This window comes from Novosphingobium capsulatum NBRC 12533 (assembly GCF_001598375.1).
Taxonomy (GTDB): domain Bacteria; phylum Pseudomonadota; class Alphaproteobacteria; order Sphingomonadales; family Sphingomonadaceae; genus Novosphingobium; species Novosphingobium capsulatum.
Genome location: NZ_BCYV01000013.1, coordinates 47,261 through 60,633, shown reverse-complemented (window position 1 = coordinate 60,633; position 13,373 = coordinate 47,261). Strand labels below are relative to the sequence as shown.

14 protein-coding genes are annotated in these 13,373 nt (G+C 66.5%); 8 read left to right on the top strand and 6 right to left on the bottom strand.

The features are described from left to right. Window positions 1-122: 122 nt before the first annotated feature. Both SCA01S_RS12795 and apaG read right to left on the bottom strand, forming a co-directional pair. The gene (locus tag SCA01S_RS12795; RefSeq protein ID WP_054130691.1) at window positions 123-947 is read right to left on the bottom strand and encodes a LysR family transcriptional regulator; all 825 of its coding nucleotides are present in this window, start codon (window positions 945-947) and stop codon (window positions 123-125) included. 26 nt (window positions 948-973) lie between these two features. Beyond that, entirely contained in the window at window positions 974-1,372 is a 399-nt protein-coding gene (apaG, locus tag SCA01S_RS12790; protein ID WP_022676260.1) for a Co2+/Mg2+ efflux facilitator ApaG/CorD, read from the bottom strand. A gap of 105 nt (window positions 1,373-1,477) precedes the next feature. Between apaG and recO the strand changes: the two genes are divergently transcribed. From recO to SCA01S_RS12775, 3 genes are read left to right on the top strand one after another with little or no spacing between them, the layout of a single operon-like run. After that, window positions 1,478-2,116, top strand: a complete 639-nt coding sequence (gene recO / locus SCA01S_RS12785; RefSeq protein WP_062786409.1) for a DNA repair protein RecO — start codon at window positions 1,478-1,480, stop codon at window positions 2,114-2,116. A gap of 13 nt (window positions 2,117-2,129) precedes the next feature. Continuing rightward, window positions 2,130-3,185: a 3-isopropylmalate dehydrogenase gene (gene leuB / locus SCA01S_RS12780; protein ID WP_062786130.1), complete on the top strand. Its 1,056-nt coding sequence runs from the start codon at window positions 2,130-2,132 to the stop codon at window positions 3,183-3,185. Window positions 3,186-3,196: 11 nt separating this feature from the next. Continuing rightward, window positions 3,197-4,321 carry a glycosyltransferase gene (locus SCA01S_RS12775; protein WP_022676770.1) on the top strand — a complete coding sequence of 375 codons (1,125 nt, stop codon included), beginning with the start codon at window positions 3,197-3,199 and terminating at the stop codon, window positions 4,319-4,321. 227 nt (window positions 4,322-4,548) lie between these two features. Here SCA01S_RS12775 and SCA01S_RS12770 read toward each other — a convergent pair whose 3' ends face one another. Next, a complete protein-coding gene (locus SCA01S_RS12770) occupies window positions 4,549-5,916 on the bottom strand; it encodes a phospholipid carrier-dependent glycosyltransferase (RefSeq protein ID WP_062786127.1) in 1,368 nt (455 codons plus the stop codon). Window positions 5,917-6,014: 98 nt separating this feature from the next. On the opposite strand from SCA01S_RS12770, the gene SCA01S_RS12765 reads away from it, so the two are divergent. Continuing rightward, complete coding sequence (locus SCA01S_RS12765) at window positions 6,015-7,223, top strand: trans-sulfuration enzyme family protein (RefSeq protein WP_022676768.1); 1,209 nt, start codon at window positions 6,015-6,017, stop codon at window positions 7,221-7,223. A gap of 36 nt (window positions 7,224-7,259) precedes the next feature. Further along, on the top strand, window positions 7,260-8,654 hold the full coding sequence (locus SCA01S_RS12760; protein ID WP_245652596.1) for a PAS domain-containing HWE histidine kinase family protein: 1,395 nt from the start codon (window positions 7,260-7,262) through the stop codon (window positions 8,652-8,654). Window positions 8,655-8,714: 60 nt separating this feature from the next. On the opposite strand, the gene SCA01S_RS12755 is transcribed toward SCA01S_RS12760, so the two are convergent. The 3 genes from SCA01S_RS12755 to SCA01S_RS12745 all read right to left on the bottom strand — a co-directional run bounded on the left by SCA01S_RS12755 (window position 8,715) and on the right by SCA01S_RS12745 (window position 10,517). Further along, a complete protein-coding gene (locus SCA01S_RS12755; RefSeq protein WP_054130696.1) occupies window positions 8,715-8,987 on the bottom strand; it encodes an accessory factor UbiK family protein in 273 nt (90 codons plus the stop codon). Window positions 8,988-9,063: 76 nt separating this feature from the next. Continuing rightward, window positions 9,064-9,630 carry a TspO/MBR family protein gene (locus SCA01S_RS12750; protein WP_062786124.1) on the bottom strand — a complete coding sequence of 189 codons (567 nt, stop codon included), beginning with the start codon at window positions 9,628-9,630 and terminating at the stop codon, window positions 9,064-9,066. Window positions 9,631-9,710: 80 nt separating this feature from the next. Next, the gene (locus SCA01S_RS12745) at window positions 9,711-10,517 is read right to left on the bottom strand and encodes a TlyA family RNA methyltransferase (RefSeq protein ID WP_062786403.1); all 807 of its coding nucleotides are present in this window, start codon (window positions 10,515-10,517) and stop codon (window positions 9,711-9,713) included. 25 nt (window positions 10,518-10,542) lie between these two features. Here SCA01S_RS12745 and SCA01S_RS12740 point away from each other — a divergent pair, with 25 nt between their 5' ends. From SCA01S_RS12740 to SCA01S_RS12730, 3 genes are all read left to right on the top strand, one after another. After that, window positions 10,543-11,106: a hypothetical protein gene (locus SCA01S_RS12740; RefSeq protein WP_062786121.1), complete on the top strand. Its 564-nt coding sequence runs from the start codon at window positions 10,543-10,545 to the stop codon at window positions 11,104-11,106. A gap of 457 nt (window positions 11,107-11,563) precedes the next feature. Further along, the gene (locus tag SCA01S_RS12735) at window positions 11,564-12,664 is read left to right on the top strand and encodes a branched-chain amino acid aminotransferase (RefSeq protein WP_062786118.1); all 1,101 of its coding nucleotides are present in this window, start codon (window positions 11,564-11,566) and stop codon (window positions 12,662-12,664) included. 72 nt (window positions 12,665-12,736) lie between these two features. Further along, window positions 12,737-13,345 (top strand): DUF4328 domain-containing protein, encoded by a 609-nt coding sequence (locus tag SCA01S_RS12730; protein ID WP_167542898.1) that lies wholly within the window; start codon window positions 12,737-12,739, stop codon window positions 13,343-13,345. Window positions 13,346-13,373 lie beyond the last annotated feature (28 nt).

The window sequence follows — 13,373 nt, the reverse complement described above, 5'->3', positions numbered from 1 at the left end:
ACTAAGGGGTTCCATCTCGCGGGCATAGGACCCAGGCGGTTAACAGGTGGTATGCGTGGCCGTTTCCACGGTTTGTTACAGCAGGTTGTCTGCCAACGCTGTCACGCCGGGATTGCGCGGATTCAGGCCTCCGCCAGGGCCGCAACCAGGGCCTTGACCTTTTTTTGGCGCCACTGCGGCAAGGGAGCGACCAGCCAATAGCCGCGCCGGCTGTTCTCCACCTCACCCAGGGCGACGACGCGGCCGGTCGAGAGGGCATATTCGGCCAGGAGCAGCGGCACGCGCGCCTTGCCCAGGCCCGCCGCAGCGGCACTGATCGCAGTGCCGGCGTCGCCCACGGAAAACGCCACTTCGCGCCCCTCGCCCGCCGGCACCGGATCACCGGGCCAGCCGATCCAGGCGCCATCGCCGTTTTCGCCGCTCACGTCGGCAAAGCCGGGCGCGGCGACAATCACGGTCTGCGGCGCGCCGAGCGGAATGCCTTCGAGTTCGCCCGGCCCTTCGGCCCAGCGCACGGCCAGATCGAGATTGGCCTCGGTAAAATCGATATCGCCATCGCCGCCGACCAGCGAAAAGCGCAATGCCGGGTTTTCGGCGCGAAACGCGGCCAGCCGCTGGCTGAACCAGGCGGCAAAGAAATCGCGCGGGCAGGCAATGGTATAGACATGGCTGGATTGCCCCGCCTGCATGGCCTGCACGCCTTCTTCAAAGCGCAGGAAGCCCTCGCGGATGGCATCGAGGCCGGCCGCAGCCTCGTCGGTCAGTTCCAGCCCCTTGGACGTGCGGCGAAACAGCACCACGCCGAGCAGGTCTTCCAGCGCGCGGATCTGCTGGCCAACGGCGGCGGGCGTCACCGCCAACTCGTCGGCCGCGCGGGTGAACGACAGGTGGCGTGCGGCCGCGTCGAGCACGCGCAGCCCGTTGAGCGGGAGATGGGTCCGCTTCATTGGTGGTATCGCCCTTCGCTTGGCGGTCAGTTGGCCGTGGCCGGGGCGGCCAGCGGAAAGAACGGAATGGCCACGTCGAACACGCTGCCATCGTCGCGGCGCATGGTATAGTGCCCCTCCATGCTGCCGGTGGGCGTGCCGAGCGGGCAGCCCGAGACATAGTCATGCGCCTGGCCCGGCAGCAGGCGGGGCTGTTCGCCCACCACGCCTTCGCCATCGACAAAGCTGACATGGCCGCGCCCATCGGTGATGCGCCAATGCCGGGTGATCAACTGGGCCGGCTCGGCCGAATCGTTCTCGATGCGGATATGATAGACCCAGAACCACTTGCCGGCCGCCACGCGCGATTGCTCCGGCAGAAAATTGACCGCCACCCGGACGGTCATTCCCTGCGTGATCGCGGCATGCTGGAATAGCTGCTTCATCCTTGGCAACCTAACGCACTTGCGCCTTTGTTCCAATGCCCGAAATGGACTTTCCCGGCAGGACGCTTGCCCTGGGCGACGCCACGCGGCACAGGCCAGCAGGTGATGGATGACGCAACGCCGCCTTCGCTTCCCGATGCCGGGCCAGTGCCGCAGATCGTCTGCGCGGTGCTGGCGCATGGCGAAACCGGCGCGGTGGTGCGCCTGCTGGGCAGCGAGACGGGCCTGGTCGCAGCCTATGTTGCCGGCGCGCGGGGCCGCACGCTGCGGCCCGTGCTGATCCCGGGCAACCTGGTGGCGGCAGACCTGGTGCGGCGCAGCGAAAGCCGCCTGCCCACCGCGCGGGTGGAACTGGTCACCAGCCGTGGCCCCTGGCTGGGCGAACCGCTGGCCAGCGCCGGCATCGCCTGGGCCTGCGCGCTGACCGCCGCCGCCCTGCCCGAAGGCCTGCCCCTGCCCGCGATCCACGGCGCATTGGCTGCGCTGCTCGATGCCATCTGCCTGGCGCCGTCGGCGCGCGGTTGGGCGCGGGCGCTGGCCGGCTATGAAGCGCTGCTGCTGCGCGAGGCGGGCCATGGCCTGGCCCCGGCGCGCGCCGCCACGGCGGATTGGCCCGGCCTGCTCGCCCTGCTCGATGCCCAGGGGCCGGCGATCGCAAGCCAACTGCTTGCCGAACGGCGGCGCGATGTTATGGCGGCCCGCGCGATTCTGCTCGACAGGCTGAAGCGCATCGGATCGGATTGAAAAGGCCTATACCATGAAAATTGCGGTTTTGCCCGGTGACGGCATCGGCCCCGAAGTGACGCGTGAAGCGGTCCGCGTGATCGAGGCGCTCGACCTTGGCATCGCGATGGACGAAGCGCTGGTGGGCGGCTGCGCCTACAAGGCCAAGGGCCACCCGCTGCCGGCCGAAACGCTCGACCTGGCGCGCACGTCCGACGCCATCCTGTTTGGCGCGGTGGGCGATCCCGATTGCGATGCGCTGGAACGCCACCTGCGCCCCGAACAGGCGATCCTGGGCCTGCGCAAGGAACTGACCCTGTTTGCCAACCTGCGCCCGGCCAAGGTCTTTGCCGGCCTGGAAAGCCATTCGGCGCTGCGCCCGGAAGTGGCCGGTGCGATCGACCTGCTGATCGTGCGGGAATTGAACGGCGACGTCTATTTTGGCGAAAAGGGCTTTCGCCAGAACGCCAAGGGCGAGCGCGAAGGCTATGACATCATGTCGTACAGCGAGAGCGAAGTGCGCCGCATCGCCCACGTCGCGTTCCGCGCAGCCATGGGTCGGGGCAAGCGCCTGTGCTCGGTGGACAAGGCCAACGTGCTGGAAACCTCGCAGCTGTGGCGCGACGTGATCGTGGAGGTGGCCAAGGACTATCCGCAGGTCGAACTCGAACACATGTATGTCGACAATGCCGCAATGCAGCTGGTGCGCGCGCCCGGCAAGTTCGACGTGGTGGTTACCGGCAACCTGTTCGGCGATATCCTGTCTGACCAGGCGAGCATGTGCGTGGGCTCGATCGGCCTGCTCGCCTCGGCCTCGCTGGGTGAACGCCAGACCGCGCACGGCACCTTTGGCCTCTATGAGCCGATCCACGGTTCGGCACCCGATATCGCCGGCAAGGGGCTGGCCAACCCGATGGCGACGATCCTGTCGGCCGCCATGCTGCTGCGCCATTCGCTGGGCCTGGCCCAGGCAGCAGACCGGATCGAGGCGGCCGTGGCAGCCGTGCTGGCCGATGGCGTGCTGGGCGGAGACCTGGGCGGAACGGCCGGGACTGCGGAAATTGGTGACGCGGTGCTCGCAAAGCTGTAAGCGCGCGCCCCATGTTGCAACTGGCAGTCATTCTCCCGACCTACAACGAGAGCAAGAACATTGCCTCGATGGTCGAACGGCTCGACAAGGCGCTTGCCGGCATCGCCTGGGAAGCGATCTTCGTCGATGATAACAGCCCCGATGGCACCGCCAATGTGGCGCGGGCCATCGGCCGCACCGATCCGCGCATCCGGGTGATCGAACGGATCGGGCGCCGGGGCCTGGCCTCGGCCGCGATCGAGGGGATGTGCGCCAGCGCCGCCCCCATCGTCGCGGTGATGGACAGCGACCATCAGCACGATCCGGCGCTGCTGCCGCAGATGCTGGCCGCGATCACCAGCGGCGAATGCGATGTGGCCTATGCCTCGCGCTTTGCCGAAGGCGCCAGCACCGAAGCCTGGGGCCGGCCCGACCGGGTCAAGGCATCCGGCTTGGCCAATGCCATCGCCCGCAAGGTGACGGGCGTGCAGTTGTCTGACCCGATGAGCGGGTTCTTCATGCTGCCGGCCGCCACCCTGCGCGCCGATGCGCATCGCCTGTCGGGCGTGGGCTTCAAGATCCTGCTCGACATTCTCGCCACGGTTGACGCGCCGTTGCGGGTAAAGGAATTTCCGCTGAACTTCGCCGCACGGGCCGAAGGCGAATCGAAACTGGATCGGACCGTCGTGTTTGAATTTCTCATCGGCCTTTACGACAAGTGGCTTGGCCGCATCATTCCCACCCGCTTTGCCCTGTTCGGCACGGTGGGGGCGCTGGGTGCGCTGGTCCACCTCGCCGTGCTCTATGTGGTGCTACACCTGTTCGGCCGGGAATTGGCGCTGAGCCACTATCCCAAGGAAACCGCGTTCATCGTTGGCCAGACCCTGGCGGCGATCACGGCGATGACCTTCAATTTCGTGCTCAACAACGAACTCACCTATGCCGACAAGCGCCTGCGCGGCTTCTTCCCGCTGGCGCGCGGCTGGCTCAAGTTTGCCGCGACCTGCGCGTTCGGCATGCTTGCCAATATCGGCGTATCCACCGCCCTTGTGCGCGTGGGCTTCCACCCGATCTCGGCCGCGCTGGTCGGCATCGTGCTGGCATCGGTGTGGAACTTCGCGCTGTCGAACAAGTTCGTCTGGGGCAAGTATGGCTGATCGCTTCGGCTGATTTCGCCTGGGTTTTCAAGGGCCGCCGTCGGAAACGATGGCGGCCTTTTTGCATCTGGCTCCCCCTCCTCTTCAGACGAGGGGGTCGGGGGGTGGTGGACACCTGGCGCAAGGGTTCCCACCACCCCCGGCCCCTCCTCTGAAGAGGAGGGGAGAATCACCCCCCGGTCGGGCTGACCTTGTCGCAGCCCCGTGCCGTCAGGACACAACGCCCATCATGACTTCCACACTGGCAGCCAGGTGAACAGCCGGAACGACTTGACGCCCGGCAGTGGCAGGGCGGCCAGGATCGGGAAGAAATAGACGAAGCCGACCAGCGTCAGCGCCACGCTGGCCCAGGTCGGCCAGCGCAAACCGCGCCGCCACAACTGCGCCAGCGCCAGGGCGAGCGCGGCATCGAGGAACACCGCGGCGAGCTGGTAGTGGTAATAGAACTGCACCGGCTTGCCATTGATCGCCCAGAAGAACAGCGCGCCGACATAAAGCAGCGCCGCCATGCCCGAGAGCGCGGAGAGCCGGTCGCGCCCGGTGGGCCACCACCGCCCCGGCAGGGCCAGGCCGCGCCGCAGCAGCGCCTGCACCCCATCGGCCGCGCACCACAGCAGCGCGGGCAGGCCCGCCCACATGCTGTAGGGATTGCCGATCATCAGCACACCGCGCTGCGCGCCGTCCCACTTTTCATAGAAGAACCAGATCGGCCGCGCGTTGAACATCCACTGGTACCAGTGGCTCATATAACGGTGTGGCTTCACCACGCTGTCCTGCAGTTTCAGCATGGTCTGCTGCCATTCGACCAGGTGCCACGGGCTGAGCGGGTTGACCTGGTAGAACATCGCCGGGATGAAGGTGGCGAAATAGACCAGCACCGGCCAGATCCCCAGCCACACCGCCGCCTCTGCCAAGCACACGCCCGGCACTGGCCCGCCCTGGCGCCCGATCAGCCAGGCCAGGCCACGCCGCAGGCCAGCCACGCCGGCGCTGGCCTGCCAGCGGGCCCAGGCATACCACAGGCCGGGAAAGACCATCAGCGGCACGCCGGTCCACTTGCCGCCCATCGACAGGCCCATGAACAGGCCGGCCAAGACCAGGTGCACGCGCGCCCCGCGCCGCGCCGCCAGTGCCCATTGCCAGAACGCCAGCGCCAGCGAAGCGGCCATCGCCATGTCGAGAATGGCAATGCGCGCCAGCACGAACCAGATGAAGTTGGTGGCCATGAACAGCGCGAACAGCACGGTGCCGCGCGCCGAGAGGCTGGCCCACCAGAACGCGCGAATCGCGGCATAAAGCCCGATCACGCCATAGAGCGCGTTGAAGAACCGCCAGCCAAAGGGGTTGTCACCCCAGGTCATCATGCCCAGCGCGATCAGTTCCTTGCCCAGCAGGGGGTGTTCGGGGTTGAGCCGGCTGGACAGGGCGATGAGATGGCGGGCTGCCGGCAGGTAATGCACTTCATCGAACATGATCTTGGATGGCGTGCCCAGGCGCCAGAACACCAGGACGGCAAAACAGGCCACGATCGCCAGCACGGCGCGGATCGGATCGGGTTCGGATGCGCGCGGGGGCAGCGGAATGGGCTGGGTCATTGACCGGGCGCGATACGCCAAATGGCCCCGCCGGTGCAATGGCCCCTGCCCCTGCAACGCCTTGCATGGTCGGGCCGGCCAAACTAAGGCTGCGGGCCATGAAACGCACCACCGGACAAGACCGCTCGATCACCCAATCCTGGCGCCCGGCCACCAAGGCCGTGCGCGGTGGCACCTGGCGTTCGGAAATGGGCGAAACGTCCGAGGCGCTGTTCCTGACCTCGGGCTATGCCTATGACGATGCGGCCACCGTGGCCGCGCGCTTTGCCGGTGAACAACCGGGCATGACCTATTCCCGCCTGCAGAATCCCACCGTGGCCATGCTGGAAGAGCGCATTGCCCTGATGGAAGGGGCGCAAGCCTGCCGCACCCAGGCCAGCGGCATGGCCGCGATGACCACGGCCCTGCTCTGCCAGCTTTCCGCCGGCGACCATATCGTGGCGGCCAAGGCTGCGTTCGGTTCGTGCCGCTGGCTGGTGGAAAGCCTGCTGCCGCGCTTTGGCGTGGAAGGCACCCTGATCGACGCGACCGACAATGCCGCGTGGGAAGCGGCGATCCGGCCCAACACCAAGGTGTTCTTCTTTGAAAGCCCGGCCAACCCGACCATGGGCATCGTCGACATGGAATATGTCTGCACCTTGGCCAAGGCCCATGGCATCACCACGGTGGTGGACAATGCCTTTGCGACCTATGCCCTGCAGCGCCCGATGGAATTCGGCGCCGACGTGGTCGCCTATTCAGCCACCAAGATGATGGACGGCCAAGGGCGCGTGCTGGCCGGCGCGGTGTGCGGCAGCCAGGATTTCATCGACAACGTGCTGCTGCCGTTCCAGCGCAACACCGGGCCCAACTGCGCCCCGTTCAACGCCTGGGTCGTGCTCAAGGGCCTGGAAACGCTGGACCTGCGCATCCAGCGGCAAAGCCAGAATGCCCAGAAGGTGGCCGAATTCGTCGAAGCGCGCGTGCCGACGATCCTTTACCCCGGCCTCAAGAGCCATCCCCAGCATGACCTGGCGATGCGCCAGATGAGCGCGGGCGGCACGATCTTCTCGATCGTGCTGGATGGCGGCCGCAGCCAGGCCCATGGCCTGCTCGACGCGCTCAAGCTGATCGACATCTCCAACAACATCGGGGATTCGCGCTCGCTGATGTGCCACCCTGCCACCACCACCCACCACGGCGTGGGCCCCGAAGGCCGCGCCGACATGGGCGTGGGCGAAGGCATGCTGCGCCTCAACGTCGGCCTGGAAGACCCGGATGACCTGATCGAGGATCTCGACCAGGCGCTCAGGGCGGTGGGGCTGTGATCAACCCTTTTTTCCCTGTCCCATCGGCCGTTTGACATGCTGACGTTGCCGCCTAAGGTGCCCGCCAACGGGGCTTTGGACCGGAGCGAAAACGTGCTGGCGGAAGCCCACCTTTCTGCCATCGTGCAATCATCGAACGATGCCATCATCAGCAAGGCGCTGGATGGCACCGTTCTCACGTGGAACCCGGCGGCCACCCGCATCTTCGGCTTTTCCGAAGCAGAGATGGTGGGCCAGTCGATACGCCGCGTGATCCCGGCCGATCGCCAGGCCGAAGAAGACGACATCATCGCCCGAATCGCGCGGGGCGAACAGGTGCAGAGCTTCGAGACCATCCGCCAGCGCAAGGACGGCAGCCAGTTCCACGTCTCGCTGACCGTGTCGCCGATCCTGGCCGCCGATGGCACGGTGGTGGGCGCCAGCAAGATCGCCCGCGACGTGACCCGGCGCCACGCTGCGCTTACTGCCCTGGCCGAGCGCGAACACCGTCTGCAGATGCTGGCCGACAACATCTCGCAGTTGACCTGGGTCACCGATCCGCACGGCACCCTGCTGTGGTTCAACAAGCGGTGGTACGATTACACCGGGCTGAGCGAGGACCAGTGCGTGGGGCAGCGCCGGCTTTCGGTGCACCATCCCGATCATCTGGAACGCGTCGTCTCGAAATTCTACGGCGATATCGCTGCCGGCCGCGAATGGGAGGATACCTATCCCTTGCGCGGGCGCGATGGCAGCTATCGCTGGTTCCTTTCGCGGGCCAAGCCCATTCGCGACGAGACCGGCCGTATCGTCAACTGGTTCGGCACCAACACCGACGTGACCGAGATGCTGGAGAAGGAAGAGCAGATCCGCCTTCTCCTCATGGAAGTGAACCACCGGTCCAAGAACATGCTGGCGGTGGTCCAGGCGCTGGCGCGCCGCTCGGGCGGGGGTGATCCTGAATTCCTGCGCCGCTTTGAAAACCGCCTGTCGAGCCTGTCGGCCAATCAGGACTTGCTGGTGAAGCGCGGCTGGCAGCACATTCCCATGGCCGAGCTGGTCGACGCGCAACTGGCGATCCTCGATCGCGACAGCCGCGCGCTGGTCAAGGTCTGTGGGCCAGACATGCTGCTTTCGCCGCGCACGGCCGAAATCATCGGCATGGCGCTGCACGAGTTGGCGACGAACGCGCTCAAATATGGCGCGCTGTCACAGCCCGGTGGGCAGGTGTGGCTCTATTGGGAGGATCGCGCCGACCGGTTCGTGGTGGAATGGCGCGAACGCGGCGGGCCACGGGTGACCCCACCGGAAAATTCAGGGTTTGGCACCACGCTGATCCGGCATATCCCGTCGCGCAGCCTGAGGGCAGAGGTGACGCTGGACTATGCGCCCGATGGGCTGGCCTGGCGCCTGGATTGCGACGCGACGCTGGCACGCACCCTCACGTCCTGATCCAGCCCTTACCTGGCTGGCGTGGCAGTGGCACACTGGGCGCGCCACTGCCTTGCGCGGTCAGGCCTGGTCGGCGCTGCCGGAGTTGCCGGCCAGGCGCGCTTCGAGCGCGGCGATGCGGGCCTTGAGTGCTTCTGCCTCTTCACGCGCGGTGGCGGCCATTTCCTTGACCGCGGCAAATTCCTCGCGGGTGACATAGTCAAAGCCGCCGAAAACCTCGCGCGCCTTTTCCCGGGCGGTTTCGCCCGCTTCGCGGCCCAGCCCGGCCAGCGTACCGGCGGCGCTGTTCAGCACCTTGACGAAATCGGCGATCATCGGGTTTTCGGTCTGCATGGCGGCCCATCCTGGGGTTGAACGTCTTGCCGCCTACATGGTGTGGGCGCCCGCGAACCGCAAGCGCCCAATGCAGTTATCCCTGCTGGAAATCGATGTGCACGGCGGCCGGTGCTGGCGCCATTGCCCCATCGGCACCAGGATTGGCCTGGATGAACTGGAAATTGAGAAACGCGGCAAAGCATACCCAGGCAAGATAGGGCGCCAAAAGCCACCCCGCCGCAGGCCGCACCCGCCAGAACAGATAGAGCGTGAGCGCCACCAGCGGGATCAGCGCCAAGATGATTCCCTGCGCCACGACCATGCGATGCAGAGCAAAGAACACCGGGCTCCACGACAGGTTGAGCAGCAGTTGCACGATGAACGCCACCACGGCCACCGGCCGCCCCGGCGCGCCACGCGCGGCCAGGACCATGGCGAGCGCCAGCCCCATGGCGAGGTACAGCACGCTCCACACGATGCCGAACGTGACCGGCGGCGGAAAGATCGCCGGCTTGACCAGCGCGGCAAACCACGGGTTGTCAGGCCCGCTGCCAGCCGAGCGGCCGGACAGGAAACCCAGCCCCAGCACCAGGGGAATGGTGAACAGCGACCAGCGCACGAGGCTGGCGCGAAGCTGCGCGGGTGAAGCAAGGTAACGCATGGTGTGGTTTTACGTCTGCCTCAAGCAAATGGTTCCGGAAGGTGCCCGGCCCCGTGAACGGTATGGCAAGTGTCGTCGCTCTAGGCAATTGGCGAGGGAATCTCATTCCGAAACGCATTTATAAGGAATTCTACGTTGCCCTCTGGCCCGGTGATCGGGCTTTCGACGATGCCTTCCACCGTCCATCCGCCGCTTTCGAGCCAATCGCGCACCTCGGCACAGACGCGGGCATGCAGCGCGGGATCGCGCACCACCCCGCCCTTGCCCACTTCGGCCCGGCCCACTTCGAATTGCGGCTTGATCAGCGCGACCAGCCGGGTGGGTCGCGCCGCCAGCGCCAGTGGCACCTCCAGCACCTTGGCGAGAGCAATGAAGCTGGCATCGCACACCACCCAGGTGGCCGGCCGGTCGATATGCGCGGGCGTCAGGATACGCGCGCTGGTTTGCTCCAGAACGGTGACACGCGGATCCTGGCGCAGCTTCCAGGCCAGCTGATTGGTGCCCGAATCCACCGCAAAGACATGGGCTGCGCCCTTTTGCAGGAGCACATCGGTAAAGCCGCCGGTGGAACTGCCGATGTCCATCGCGATGACCCCGGCGGGATCGAGGCCGAAATGGTCGATCGCGTGGGCCAGCTTGATCCCGCCGCGCGACACCCAGGGATGATCGCGGCCGCGCACCTCGATCTGCGCATCGGCAGGCACGGCTTGCCCAGCCTTGGCCACCTTGGCCTGGCCAACATAGACCAGGCCAGCCAGGATCAGGGCCTGGGCGCGGGCACGGCTTTCCGCCAGGCCGCGTTCGACCAGCAACTGGTCGATGCGCTGCTTGGACGCAGGTTTGGCACGCGGTGCCGGATCGGGCGAGGGCGTTCGGGTTGTGGTCACGCCCGCTTCCTTCCATAAGCCGGGCATGAAGATCAACCGCGCCGCCCGGCAAGGGCGCAATTCTCCGCCGCGAAATTCCCCTTGGGCCGGGCTTGGCGCCGCCACGCTGGCGCTGCTGGCCGCCGGCTGCGCCTCGCAAGCGGTGATCCCGCCTGCCCCGGTGCGCCCTGCCCCCGCGGCGCCGCCACCATCAGCGCCGCTGCCCATGGCCAGTGCGCCGGCCGATTGGCGCGATCTGCCGCAAACGCCGGGCACCTGGCGCTATGCCAATGGCCTGGCGCAGTTCGGCCAGCCCGGCGTGGGCGCGGTCTTTGCCATGGAATGCCGCCAGGGCCAGGTCACCCTGCGCATCGCCGGCGCCGCCAGCCAGCCGGTGCCCGCCACGATCACCACAACCAGCCAGCAGCGCGCGATGAGCGCAGTGCCGCTCGATACGCAGACCCTGGCGATCACCCTGCCCGCGCGCGACAACCTGCTCGATGCCATGGCGTTCAGCCGGGGGCGTTTCATGGTCGATGTGAACGGCTTGCCGGCGCTGGTCTTGCCCGCATGGGCAGAAGTGGGCCGCGTGGTCGAGGATTGCCGCTGAAACCCCAGCAAATGCTGGGCTTTCGTGCCGACCACACCCTTCCGGGCACAGGCGCGAAGCGACGATTTTGACGGCAAAATAAATGAATGCAAGTCTTGTTGTTTGGCCCCCGATTGCGCACATAGATCACAAGGTTGGTGAGCGGACCTGAAACCCTCCCGGCCCAGCTGTTCGGAACGCCCCGGGCAGCGACTTTGGCTCAACAGCGCGAAAGGAGGTGATCCGATGTCTCATGGTTCAGCAGAGAGGTCGGCATTCCGCAGCGCGAGGCATTATCGCTGATTTCCAGCACAGCGATAAAGGCTTCGTGGGCGGCACTTCCGGCCGCTGACCATGCGAAGGGCCGCTTCGGATTGCCGAGGCGGCCCTTCACATTTATTTCTTTTTCCTTGCGTTAAACGCAACAATCGTTCAACGGGCGAATCACCGATTCCCTATCTTCAAGGATGATTGTGCCATGGCGACCACCGCCGCGCCTGCGTTGCGCTTTACCCGCGTTCCCCATCCCGCACCCGCTGCGGCCGATGTGCGCGCGCAGGTACTGGCCAATCCCGGCTTTGGCACCAAGTTTTCCGACCACATGGTCTCGATCGACTGGACGGAAAGCGAAGGCTGGCACAACGCGCAGATCCTGCCCTATGGCCCGATCGCGCTCGATCCGGCGGCCGCCGTGCTGCACTATGCCCAGGAAATCTTTGAAGGCTTGAAGGCCTATCGCCTGGCCGATGGCGGCATCGCCCTGTTCCGCCCCGAAGCCAACGCCGCGCGCTTCAATGCCTCGGCCCGCCGCCTGGCCATGGCCGAAATCCCCGAAGACCTGTTCATCGCCGCGGTTGAGCAACTGGTACTGACCGACCAGGACTGGTTCCCCACGGTTGAAGGCGGCTCGCTCTACCTGCGCCCGTTCATGTTCGCGTCCGAAGCGTTCCTGGGCGTGCGCCCGGCCAAGGCCTATCGCTTCATGGTGATCGCCAGCCCCGCCGGCAACTATTTCAAGTCGGGCTCTCCCGCGGTGTCGATCTGGGTGAGCGACTATACCCGCGCCGCGCCGGGCGGCACGGGCGCGGCCAAGTGCGGCGGCAACTATGCCGCCAGCCTGGTGCCCACCGCCGAAGCCTTTGCGCGCGGCCATGACCAGGTGCTGTTCCTGGACGCGGCCGAGCACAAGTGGATCGAGGAACTGGGCGGCATGAACCTGTTCTTCGCGTTCGACGATGGCTCGATCGTCACCCCGCCGCTGGGCGGCACGATCCTGCCCGGCATCACCCGCGAAAGCCTGATCGCCCTGGCGCGCGAGGAAGGCCTGACGGTGCGCGAGGAACGCTATAGCCTCGACCAGTGGCGCGCCGATGCCGCATCGGGCAAGCTGGTGGAAACCTTTGCCTGTGGCACAGCCGCGGTGGTGACCCCGGTGGGCAAGGTGGCCGATCACAACGGCGAATTCACCATCGGTTCGGGCGGCCCAGGCCAGTTGACGCAGAAGCTGCGCCAGCGCCTGGTCTCGATCCAGCGCGGTGAAGCGGCCGATACCCACGGCTGGGTCAAGAAGATCGCCTGATCGCGCTTGCCGCCGCGCCAGCCCCCGCTTATCCCCCCAGGGAAACGGCGGGCGAAACGGCGGGGGATGCGCGTGGCGAAATTGACACTGGAACAAGGGCTTTTCCGGCTTAACCGGCTGACGGCCGTGCTATCCTGGCTGTTGCCGGTGAGCGGCGTGATGATGGCCATTGCCCTGGTTGGCACCAGCACCATCGACGGCATGCGCACCCTCCCCTCGGTCATGGCCCCGGCCGCCATCCTGGGAGTGATCGCCGCGCTGCTCGCCATCATCCTTTCCAGCATGTGGCTGTCGCGCGCCAATGCCAACCTGCGCGCGGCGGGCCGCAACCTGAAGCACGGCGCCGTCATGGCCTGGCTGTGGACCTTCGTGCCGGTGGCCGGGCTGTTCAAGCCCTATGACGTGATGCGCGAGATCTGGCGCGAAAGCGTGTTGCACGATGGCCAGATCACCGGGCAGGATACCGCCACCCTGCCGCAATGGTGGGGCGCCTGGCTGGTGGCGATGATCGGCATGAACCTGAGCAACCGCGCCGGGATCGAGGCCACCGAGTTTGGCCGTTTCGTGCTGGTGCCGGTGGTCGCCGTGGCGGGTTTCGCGGCGTGCATCTTGCTACGCAGCCTGGTGCGCACGGTGAACCATGCCCAGGCCAGCCTGGCGCAGGCCGCCGTCTTTGCCTGACCACGCCTGCCGCATGTACTGAACTAAG